This is a genomic window from Faecalibacterium sp. AF27-11BH, assembly GCF_003603005.1.
Taxonomy (GTDB): Bacteria; Bacillota; Clostridia; order Oscillospirales; family Ruminococcaceae; genus Faecalibacterium; species Faecalibacterium taiwanense.
Genome location: NZ_QVGS01000023.1, coordinates 482 through 10,263, shown reverse-complemented (window position 1 = coordinate 10,263; position 9,782 = coordinate 482). Strand labels below are relative to the sequence as shown.

The window sequence follows — 9,782 nt, the reverse complement described above, 5'->3', positions numbered from 1 at the left end:
TATCTGCAAACCGGGCATTTGATTGAGGACTTTTTCCCAAGAAACGGTGTCCGCTATATCGCCATGAATGACGGTATCGACACCCTGCGGGATAACAACGACATTGCCCCGTTCAAGAATATCCTGAACGAGATGTACAGCAAGGATATTTCCAAGAAAGTCCATTCCTCTTATCTTCTGAAAGCGCAGAAAGGACAGTTTACCGGGTGTCTTGCCCCGTTTGGGTATCGGAAAGACCCGGAGGACAAAAACCATCTGCTCATTGACGAGGAAACCGCCCCGATTGTGCGGCTGATTTTCGGATATGCCCTGAACGGTCATGGTCCGAACTATATCCGCAGACGGCTGGAGGAAGAAAAAATCCCCTGTCCCACATGGTGGAACCGGGAACGGGGGCTTCGCAATACCCGCACCAAATGGGAAAAGAAAGACCCGGAAAACGGGCGGTATATGTGGGACTTCTCCGTTATCAAAGACCTTTTGATGAATCCCGTCTACACCGGGGCGATTGCTTCCCAGAAAAAGGACTACCGCTTCAAAATCGGCACGATTGGGGAAAAGAAGCCGGAGGACTGGATTGTGGTGGAGGGACAGCATGAACCGCTGATTGACCGCATAAGCTTTGACATTGTGCAGAATAAGCTGAAATCCCGTCAGCGTCCGGGGCAGACAAATGAAATCAGCCTGTTCGCCGGACTGCTAAAATGCGGCGAGTGTGGGAAGTCGCTGACGGTACGCTACACAAACGCCAAACATCCCCAGCGGATTTACTCCTGCAAGACCTACAATGCCTTTGGAAAGAACCACTGCACCCAGCACCGGATTGATTATGACACCCTTTACAGCCATGTGCTGCGGAAAATCCGGGAATGTGCCAGAGCTGCCCTGATGGACGGGGAAGCGGTTGCCGACCGCCTGACCAATACCTGTGAAGCCGAGCAGCGGGAACAGCGGGAAGCAATGGAACGCTCCCTTACAAGGGACGAGGAACGGATTGAGGTTCTGGACAAAATGGTCATGCGGCTTTATGAGGATATGATTGCAGGGCGTATCAGTGAGCAGAACTTCAACACCATGCTGGAAAAGACACAGACCGAGCAGACGGAGCTTAAAGAAAAAGTGTCCGAGGGCAGGAAGCGGCTGTCCGATGAAGTCCAGCTTGCCAATGACGCAAAACAATGGGTGGAAGCCATTCAGGAATACGCCAACATCACAGAGCTGGACGCAGCCACCCTCAACCGCTTAATCAAAGAAATCGTTGTGCATGAGCGCATTGACGAAGATAAAACAAGACACATTTCTATCGAAATTCATTTTAATCTCAAACCCATCCCGGAGGTGGAACAGGTCACTGCCTGACCTGTCCCGCCGGGACGGTTCTCTTAACAACACCATTCCAGCCAGATTGTCACCATGCACATTCAGAGCGTTGACCAAAACCGCGCCATTAAAACGGTCAAGCGCACGATTACTGAACTTGATAGAAGCAAGATTGAGGAGCAGAAGAAAGCAATCCGCGCCGGGTATGATATTGACATCATTCCGTCCGATTTGGCGACCTATGGCCGTGATGCCAAAGCCCTGCTGAAAGAATTGCAGAGCCAGAACGAGCGAATGTTTTTGGTGACATTCCTCGTGCTGAACACCGGGCGTACCGAACAGGAACTGGAAAACAATGTCTTTCAGGCAAGCTCCATCGCACAGAAGCACAACTGCAATCTGTGCCGCTTGGATTACCAGCAGGAACAGGGGCTTATGTCCTCTCTGCCGCTGGCCGATAATCAGATTGAGATTCAGCGCGGCCTTACTACCAGCAGTACGGCCATTTTCATTCCATTCACCACACAGGAGCTTTACCAGTCCGGCAAAGAATCTCTGTACTACGGTTTGAATGCTCTCTCCAACAATTTGATTATGGTGGACAGAAAGAAGCTGAAAAATCCGAATGGACTTATCCTCGGTACTCCCGGCTCCGGCAAAAGTTTCTCGGCAAAGCGTGAAATCGCAAATGCCTTTCTGGTGACGGATGATGATATTATCATCAACGACCCCGAAGGCGAATATTCCCCACTGGTAAACCGACTGAAAGGACAGGTCATTAAAATCAGCCCCAACAGCACCCAGTTCATCAACCCGATGGACATTAACGCCAACTATTCGGAAGAAGATAATCCGCTGTCCCTGAAAGCGGACTTTATTCTTTCTCTGTGCGAACTGGTTGTCGGCGGCAAGGAAGGTCTGCTCCCGGTGGAAAAGACGGTCATTGACCGCTGTGTGCATCTGATTTATCGGAAATATTTTGCTGACCCCTGCCCGGAGAATATGCCGATTCTGGAGGACTTGTACAACGCCCTGCTCCAGCAGGACGAGAAAGAAGCTCATCATGTTGCTACCGCTCTGGAAATCTACGTCAAGGGCAGTCTGAATCTGTTCAACCACCGCACCAACGTGAACGTCAACAACAGAATCGTCTGTTATGACATTAAAGAACTGGGCAAGCAGATGAAGAAGCTCGGTATGCTCATCGTGCAGGATCAGGTCTGGGGACGTGTCACTGCCAATCGTAGTAGCGGAAAGTCCACCCGATATTATATGGACGAGATGCACCTCCTCTTAAAAGAGGAGCAGACTGCGGCCTATTCTGTGGAGATTTGGAAGCGGTTCAGAAAATGGGGCGGAGTGCCGACTGGATTAACGCAGAACGTCAAAGACCTGCTTTCTTCGCGTGAGGTCGAGAATATTTTCGAGAACAGCGACATGATCATCATGCTGAATCAGGCCGCTGGCGACCGTCAAATCCTCGCAAAGCAGCTCAACATCTCGCCCCATCAGCTTTCCTATGTGACGCACTCCGGTGAAGGTGAAGGACTGCTTTTCTTCGGCAATGTTATTCTCCCGTTCGTGGACAGATTCCCCACCGATTTGGAACTGTATCGCATCATGACCACGAAGTTGGGTGAGGTTTCGGAGGGCAAAAAGGAATGAGCAATCCGAAGCTGAACTTCAAAGAGGAAACGTCAGCCAAAAAGACACGCTCTCCCCCGAAGAAAGCGAGGGTCGAGCAGTCCACGCCCAAAAAAAAGAAGCTGAAACTCGATGCGGACAAGGCCGCAGAAAAAAAACAGCATTTGCGATTTGGCAAGGCAGAACTGACCCCGGACGAACTGAGCCGTTTGAGCAAAGCGCAAAAGCGCGAGATGTACGCTGCCAATGCCGCCCGGACTGCGGTGCATCGGGAAATCGACCAGTATGAGGAAGATAATGTCGGTGTGCAGGCGTTGAGCGAGGGTGAAAAGGCCGCTGGAAATGTCCGCGATATTTCCAAGAGCCGCTATGCCCGGAAACTGAAAAAGAAAGCCAAGGTGCAGGGCAAGAAAAACTCCAAAACCGCAAAATCTTCTGCGCAAGAACCAACTGCATCACAAAATGCAGGAGATTCCGGCATCGGTACCCGTGAGGGTGGTTCCAATTGGCTCTCCCGATGGCGGCAGAAACATGACATTCGACAGAGCTACTATGCCGCAGCCCGGTCTGGTGGCACAGCGGCACAGACCGTTGGAAGCAAAAAAGCCGTATCCGGCGGTGCATCTGCCGCACGGTCTGGTGTAGAACAAGTAGTGGACAAGGGAAAATCTGTGGTCGGTTCGGCAGTAAACAGCCTTATGACCGCCGCAAAGAGTAACGCGCACGTTCTTGTGATCGTGGGCGTTTTTGTTTTGCTCATCCTGATGGTGATGTCTGGTTTTTCCTCCTGCGGCATCCTCTTTTCGGGCAGTACCCAAGTATCCGGGCAGACGATTTATTCTGCCGAGGACAGGGACATTCGCGGTGCAGAACAGGATTACAAGAAGCTAGAAAAGGAACTGGACAAAAAAATCAAGCGCACTCCGCAAGACCATCCGGGCTACAACGAGTACCAGTACCATCTTGACCCCATCGAACATGACCCGTGGCAGCTCACTTCCTTCTTGACTACCCTGTATGACGATTACACCCGGTCGGAAGTGCAGGGTAAGTTGCAGGAGATTTTCAAAAAGCAGTACAAGCTGACAACGTGGGTCGAGGTGCAGATTCGGTACAAGACCGTATGGGTCATTAGTCCTGCGGGCATCCCAGTTCCTACGCAGGTGCCGTATGAGTACAAGATTTTCCACACCAAACTGGAAAACAAGGGTCTGGAAGTTGTTATCCGGGAAGAGCTGACCGAAGATCAGTGGAAACGGTACGAGATTTTTCAGGACACGCTGGGCGGTCGGCCTTACCTGTTCAACGGCGGTCTGCCGCCCGGTGGCTCGGATGGCTCCGGCGCACCCGGCATCGACTACACGGTTCCTGCGGAAGCTCTAACTGACACGGAGTTTGCCGCTATCTATGAGGAAGCCAAAAAATATGTTGGCACTCCCTATGTTTGGGGCGGTAGTTCCCCCGAAACTGGCTTTGACTGTTCCGGCTACGTTTGCTGGGTCTACAACCAGAACGGCTATGATGTTGGGCGCACTACTGCCAACGGATTGTGGCAGAAGAGCCAGCATATTTCTGAAGCCGAAGCAAAGCCCGGTGACTTGGTTTTCTTCAAAGGAACGTATGATACGCCGGGGATGAGCCATTGCGGAATCTATCTCGGTAATGGCATGATGGTCAGTGCCGGAGACCCCATCAAATATGCTGACATCCACTCGTCCTACTGGCGACAGTATCTTGCCGGATTCGGACGGCTTTCAAAATGATTGGAGGGTTCTATTATGAGCGAAAAACTGGAAAAACTGCGGGCGATGCTCGAAAAAGAGAAAGAGCGGCGCATCAAGCTGAACAACCGCATTGAGATTCTGGAGCGGCGGATTCAGGAAGCCGAGGCCGCCGAGGTGAACGAAATGGTGCGCAGTGCAAAGGTCAGCCCGGAACAGCTTGCCGCCCTGCTGCGGCAGTCAGCCAACACCACCCCGAACCCGGCTGCGCTGGCCGCTGTGGGTGCAACTTTTGACAAGGAGGAAGATGTCAATGATGAAGATTAAGAAATTCGGCGCACTGCTGGTATCGGCGGTGCTGTGCATCGGCATGGCTGCTCCTGCTTTCGCCTATGAGGGCGATACCACCCCGGTGGAAGAACCTGTCCTGCCGGAAATCGTAGAGGAAGAAGATGCTGTCACCATTACGGATGAGGAAACGGGCGCATTGACCCCGGAAGGCAATCTGACACTGGTGGATGATTACTACACCAATTATTCGGACGGCTCCGGCCAGCAGTTCATTACGATGGTGAGCAAGTCGGGTGCCACCTTCTATCTGGTAATCGACCGCAATGCCAAAGGACAGCAGACCGTTCACTTCATGAATTTGGTGGATGAAGGCGACCTTTTGACCCTGATGGAGGAAGAAGATGCAGAAGCCTACAATGCTGAAAAAGAAGCGGCGAAGCAGGCTGAACTGGACAAGCTGAAAGCCGAGGAAGAAGCAAAGAAAGCCGCAGAGGAAGCGGAAAAAGCGGCAGACGCTCCAAAAGAAAACAAGGTGACAAAATATGCTGCGGCGTTTCTCGGTATCGTGGCACTGATCGCGCTGGTAGCGGGCGGCGGTTTCTATTTCTTCATCCAGCAGAAGAACAAGAAACAGGCAGAAAAAGAAGCTATTGACCCGGACGTGGACTACACCGAGGATACGGGTGACTTTGAGATTCCCCCGGAGGATGATTCGGAAGATGAGGATACTTCCGAGGAACAGGATGTAACTCCTATCTGATTTTAGGGCGGCGGTTGCCGCCTACATACCATAATCCGAAATAGATTGGAGGGAACGCTTATCGCAATTTTGATCGTGACCGAAAAGCCGTCCGTTGCCATGTCTTACGCCAAGGTTTTGGGGGTGCAGGGGCGGCAGGATGGCTACCTTGAGGGCAGCGGCTATATCGTGAGTTGGTGTATCGGCCATCTGGTAGAACTGGCTCCGCCCAGCACCTACGATGAAAAGTACGTCAAATGGAATGTAGCCGATCTGCCTATCCTGCCGCAAAGGTGGCAGTACCTTGTGTCTGCCAGCACAAAAAAGCAGTTCGGAATCCTGAAAAAGCTCATGCACCGCGCCGATGTGGAGAGCATTATCTGCGCAACGGATGCAGGATAGTGCGGATAGGTGACTTAAGAAAAAGAAAAAAGAGACCTCATTTTGTTGAAAATCAAATTTCAAAGTCATTAAAGGAGCTATTCAAATGAAACAAAATCAGAATTTCGACCATAATCACTCTCAAAAAGTGCTTTCCTGCCACTACAACATGGACACCAACCGGGTGGAAGCCCGATTTGAAGATGGCACCACCCTTTCCATTGATTGTATCTCCATTGAGGACGAATACGGCAACACCCCTGCGCAGCGAGCAGAACTGGACTGGCTACTATATAACAAGCCCTTAGAGTACGTCCAGCTTGTGCTGAGTGGTGAGATTGAGCATTATCTCTCACTTGGCTGTGACCATGGCATATTAGAAGATTGACCTTTAATTAAAATATCCAAAGCAAACAAAACAGCCCTCTATTTGCAGTCGTTGCAAATAGAGGGCTGTTGATTTGTTGATACTTCGCTCCGAACCGTACCATCGACTGTCTTTTGATTTAGATGCGCAAATCATTAGAACACATAAGGCCAATTCTATATGTTTCCGAGTTACTATCAATAAAGCTTTGCGACACTGAAAGGACACGGGTTTTCAATTTTACACCATTGAGTTTTAGATTTATATAATATCCTTCCTTTTTTAAAACATTTCTGCAAATCATTTTATACATCTTATTAGATTTGCACAAAAAACTTATTAAAAAGCTGTTTCTGTCTTCAAGCATTTTATTGAAAAAATACTGTTGCCACACTTAGGACATTTTCCTACAAGGGGTCCCGAGCGCTTAGTGGGAATTTGTACCCCTTATCGATACAAATTCCCCGTAGGCGCTAGGGACCTCTTTAGCTTCTTGGAAGCTGTCAGTAGTATATCTAATAATTTATCTCCATTCCCTTTAGTAACGTGTAACTTTCCAAATTTAAAAAAGCGACTCATAGAATTATTTCCTCCCGTTAAATAATAGATAACTATTAAAAATAGACAATACTTGCTCATAAGTAACGGTACTTAAATTGTTTACTTTGGCGTGTTTCATTGCTTGATGAAACTGATTTTTAGTAAACAGTTGACGATATTCTCGATTGACCCATTTTGAAACAAAGTACGTATATAGCTTCCAATATTTATCTGGAACATCTGTGGTATGGCGGGTAAGTTTTATTAAGACACTGTTTACTTTTGGTTTAGGATGAAAGCATTCCGCTGGCAGCTTAAGCAATTGCTGAATCGAGACTTGAGTGTGCAAGAGCAACCCTAGTGTTCGGTGAATATCCAAGGTACGCTTGTAGAATCCTTCTTCAACAATCAGATAGATGTCAGACGCATGGCTTTCAAAAACCACTTTTTTAATAATTTGTGTGCTTAAATGGTAAGGAATACTCCCAACAATTTTATACCTCTGTTTGTTAGGGAATTGAAACTGTAGAATATCTTGGTGAATTAAAGTGACACGAATGTTCAGTTTTAATTTTTCTGACGATAAGTTGAATAGATGACTGTCTAATTCAATAGACGTTACCTGTTTACTTATTTTAGCCAGTTTCGTCGTTAAATGCCCTTTACCTGTTCCAATTTCGTAAACGGTATCGGTTTCTTTTAAATTCAATTGTTTTATTATTTGGTTGAGTACTTTTTCACTCGTTAAAAAGTTTTGAGAATATTTTATATTATTGTTCATGTAATCACTCCTGAAGTGATTACATCTGTAAATAAATACTGAAGTTAAACGATTTGTTTGTAATTTTAGTTATCTGTTTAAAAAGTCATAAGATTAGTCACTGGTAGGAATTAATCTAACGTATTTATTTATCTGCGTAATCACTGTTTTTAGTCTGTTTCAAAACAGTAGATGTTTTATCTACATTACGCATTTGGAATACCAACATGACGAATCCCTCCTTCTTAATTACAAATTTTTAGCATCTAATTTAACTTCAATTCCTATTATACACAAAATTTTAAGAAAGTCAATAAATAATCATAATTTTCTAATTGTGTTATTGACTACACTAATTCAATTAGCTAGAATTGTGTTTGTATGATATTTTGAATGAGGTGCATAACTATGAAAACCACTAAAGAAGCAGTAATAAAAGCAACATCAGACTTAGCAGATGAAAAAGGATTAAATAACGTTTCGTTAAAAGCTGTTGCTCAAAAATTAAACATTCGTACACCATCTTTATATAATCACATAGAAAGTTTAGATAATCTTCTTTTAGAAGTTGCTCATAATGGTATGCGTGACATGAATGAAAGAATGATGAAAATTGCCGTTGGAAAAATAGGGAAAGAAGCAATTAAGTTAGTTTCTATCGAATACCTAAACTATATGATTGAACACCCCGGAGTTTATGAAACAATTCAATGGGCTGTGTGGCACGGAACAGAGGAAACAGCAACCATTTTTAACAACTATCTTTCATTATTAACTACTCTTATCCAATCGTGCAGTCTTAACAAAGACAAAACACTTGAAATATTAAATATGCTTACTGGAATAATTCACGGTTATACAACTTTGCAATTAGGAAACGCTTTTTCTGCCTCAGATAAAGTTAGATTTGAATTAGCTGAAGCGATAGATACTTTATTAGTCGGGATTTTCCAGAAGTATAAATAATATATTTAGGCTTGCAAATCAATACAGAACTGCAAGCCTTTTTCTTTTATCCTACAATCTTCCAGTTGCTATCCTTATGTAGCACAAGCTCATACTGTGATACTTGTGTCGCCTTTGTCTGATTATCAAGGAATTTTACAGCTACTTTAACTTTCACATTATCCCCGTCCTTTGTAAAGATAGGGTTTACCAGTTCAGAATAAAGGTAGTCCCTGCCGATAGGCTCAATCACATTTCCAGATACATAGTAAGCAAGCTCTTTTTCTGTGGCTGTTGGATAGAGCTTAAAGAATGTTTCCAGAAATGCGGTAGCGTCATTTACCGTATCAGCGTCCACGCTTGCGTCTGCTTCTGGTGTCTTAGGCTCATAGTCTGATTTTTCGATTGCTGGTGCAAGAGTAGGGTTCTGAATGATTACCATATCCCCGTCAGCGTCTACATGGACTTTTACAGTATACTGATTGTTTGGCTCTTTATTTTGTAAAGGAGCGTGATGCCATGACCCAACCGAAAACCAACCTTGCCTATCTCCGCAGCGAGAAAGCCAAAGCGGAGCAGAAGCTGCGCTCTTGCCAGCACCGGGAAAAGATCCTTGAACGCAGGATGTCAGAGCTGAACCGGAGAGAGCGTGTGCACCGTCTTTGTACTCGTGCCGGAATGCTGGAAAGCTTTCTGGTCTGTCCGGGAGAACTGACCGACGATCAGGTGATGGAGCTTTTGAAGATCTCATTCCGTCAACCTGAAGTCGTGCTGGCGCTTGCAAAGATGGTGCATGACGTTCACGAACGAAGCAACGTCCAAAACCCTTTAGAATAAAGGGCGCAATTATACACCGTTCCGGTGAAATTGCGGTCTTGCAGACGGCTCGATGAAATCGAAGCTGGCGTTTGTGCGCCAGCCCGATTCCATCCCAAGGAAAACTGCATTTTCCTTGCGCTGCTTTGCAGCTATCCTTTTGCGGCTCCCGCCTGAGACCGAAGCGCACGGCACTCCGTTCCAAGGCGGCGAGCACAACCGAATACGATTCCAGACCGTTCACAAGAGCAATCTTGC

Annotated in this window: 11 protein-coding genes and 2 pseudogenes; 10 read left to right on the top strand and 3 right to left on the bottom strand. The window is 46.7% G+C overall.

Translation table 11 applies throughout. The annotated features are described in order from the left end of the window. The 7 genes and pseudogenes from DWY76_RS13480 to DWY76_RS13450 all read left to right on the top strand — a co-directional run. Nucleotides 1-1,359 (top strand): recombinase family protein (locus DWY76_RS13480; protein WP_120081582.1); only part of this gene is annotated, 1,359 nt, incomplete at its 5' end. Nucleotides 1,360-1,395: 36 nt separating this feature from the next. Beyond that, nucleotides 1,396-2,985: pseudogene (locus DWY76_RS13475) on the top strand (DUF87 domain-containing protein); the annotation flags it as partial. Further along, complete coding sequence (locus DWY76_RS13470; protein ID WP_120081581.1) at nucleotides 2,982-4,727, top strand: CD1108 family mobile element protein; 1,746 nt, start codon at nucleotides 2,982-2,984, stop codon at nucleotides 4,725-4,727. The pseudogene DWY76_RS13475 and the gene DWY76_RS13470, both read left to right, overlap by 4 nt. 15 nt (nucleotides 4,728-4,742) lie before the next feature. Beyond that, the gene (locus tag DWY76_RS13465) at nucleotides 4,743-5,012 is read left to right on the top strand and encodes a DUF4315 family protein (protein ID WP_120081580.1); all 270 of its coding nucleotides are present in this window, start codon (nucleotides 4,743-4,745) and stop codon (nucleotides 5,010-5,012) included. After that, nucleotides 4,999-5,736 (top strand): DUF4366 domain-containing protein, encoded by a 738-nt coding sequence (locus DWY76_RS13460; RefSeq protein WP_120081579.1) that lies wholly within the window; start codon nucleotides 4,999-5,001, stop codon nucleotides 5,734-5,736. Before DWY76_RS13465 ends, DWY76_RS13460 begins: the two co-directional genes overlap by 14 nt. A 60-nt stretch (nucleotides 5,737-5,796) precedes the next feature. Continuing rightward, nucleotides 5,797-6,114 (top strand): annotated as a pseudogene (locus DWY76_RS13455) (toprim domain-containing protein); the annotation flags it as partial. Between the two features lie 88 nt (nucleotides 6,115-6,202). Further along, nucleotides 6,203-6,484 (top strand): DUF6061 family protein, encoded by a 282-nt coding sequence (locus DWY76_RS13450; RefSeq protein WP_117477596.1) that lies wholly within the window; start codon nucleotides 6,203-6,205, stop codon nucleotides 6,482-6,484. A 562-nt stretch (nucleotides 6,485-7,046) separates the two neighbouring features. Here the strand turns inward: DWY76_RS13450 and erm(B) are convergent. Continuing rightward, a complete protein-coding gene (gene erm(B) / locus DWY76_RS13440; RefSeq protein WP_117477644.1) occupies nucleotides 7,047-7,784 on the bottom strand; it encodes a 23S rRNA (adenine(2058)-N(6))-methyltransferase Erm(B) in 738 nt (245 codons plus the stop codon). A gap of 124 nt (nucleotides 7,785-7,908) precedes the next feature. Further along, complete coding sequence (locus DWY76_RS13435) at nucleotides 7,909-7,992, bottom strand: 23S rRNA methyltransferase attenuation leader peptide (RefSeq protein ID WP_001814874.1); 84 nt, start codon at nucleotides 7,990-7,992, stop codon at nucleotides 7,909-7,911. 179 nt (nucleotides 7,993-8,171) lie between these two features. Here DWY76_RS13435 and DWY76_RS13430 point away from each other — a divergent pair, with 179 nt between their 5' ends. Continuing rightward, the gene (locus DWY76_RS13430) at nucleotides 8,172-8,729 is read left to right on the top strand and encodes a TetR/AcrR family transcriptional regulator (protein ID WP_005946872.1); all 558 of its coding nucleotides are present in this window, start codon (nucleotides 8,172-8,174) and stop codon (nucleotides 8,727-8,729) included. Between the two features lie 46 nt (nucleotides 8,730-8,775). Here DWY76_RS13430 and DWY76_RS13425 read toward each other — a convergent pair whose 3' ends face one another. Continuing rightward, nucleotides 8,776-9,339: a conjugal transfer protein gene (locus DWY76_RS13425; RefSeq protein WP_270193384.1), complete on the bottom strand. Its 564-nt coding sequence runs from the start codon at nucleotides 9,337-9,339 to the stop codon at nucleotides 8,776-8,778. Here DWY76_RS13425 and DWY76_RS13420 point away from each other — a divergent pair. Together DWY76_RS13420 and DWY76_RS14280 are read left to right on the top strand one after the other, a co-directional pair. Continuing rightward, nucleotides 9,228-9,545: a DUF3847 domain-containing protein gene (locus DWY76_RS13420; RefSeq protein ID WP_117472336.1), complete on the top strand. Its 318-nt coding sequence runs from the start codon at nucleotides 9,228-9,230 to the stop codon at nucleotides 9,543-9,545. The genes DWY76_RS13425 and DWY76_RS13420 overlap by 112 nt on opposite strands. Before the next feature lie 52 nt (nucleotides 9,546-9,597). Then, the coding region (locus DWY76_RS14280) for a hypothetical protein (protein ID WP_207665864.1) at nucleotides 9,598-9,782 on the top strand (185 nt) is incomplete at its 3' end.

What these genes read in the sequence shown, in the direction of transcription:
- DWY76_RS13460 (WP_120081579.1), top strand. Translation starts at nt 4,999, where the DNA reads ATGATGAAGATTAAGAAATTCGGCGCACTGCTGGTATCGGCGGTGCTG.
- DWY76_RS13465 (WP_120081580.1), top strand. Translation starts at nt 4,743, where the DNA reads ATGAGCGAAAAACTGGAAAAACTGCGGGCGATGCTCGAAAAAGAGAAA.
- DWY76_RS13470 (WP_120081581.1), top strand. Translation starts at nt 2,982, where the DNA reads ATGAGCAATCCGAAGCTGAACTTCAAAGAGGAAACGTCAGCCAAAAAG.
- DWY76_RS13435 (WP_001814874.1), bottom strand. Translation starts at nt 7,992, where the DNA reads ATGTTGGTATTCCAAATGCGTAATGTAGATAAAACATCTACTGTTTTG.
- DWY76_RS13420 (WP_117472336.1), top strand. Translation starts at nt 9,228, where the DNA reads ATGACCCAACCGAAAACCAACCTTGCCTATCTCCGCAGCGAGAAAGCC.
- DWY76_RS13430 (WP_005946872.1), top strand. Translation starts at nt 8,172, where the DNA reads ATGAAAACCACTAAAGAAGCAGTAATAAAAGCAACATCAGACTTAGCA.
- DWY76_RS13450 (WP_117477596.1), top strand. Translation starts at nt 6,203, where the DNA reads ATGAAACAAAATCAGAATTTCGACCATAATCACTCTCAAAAAGTGCTT.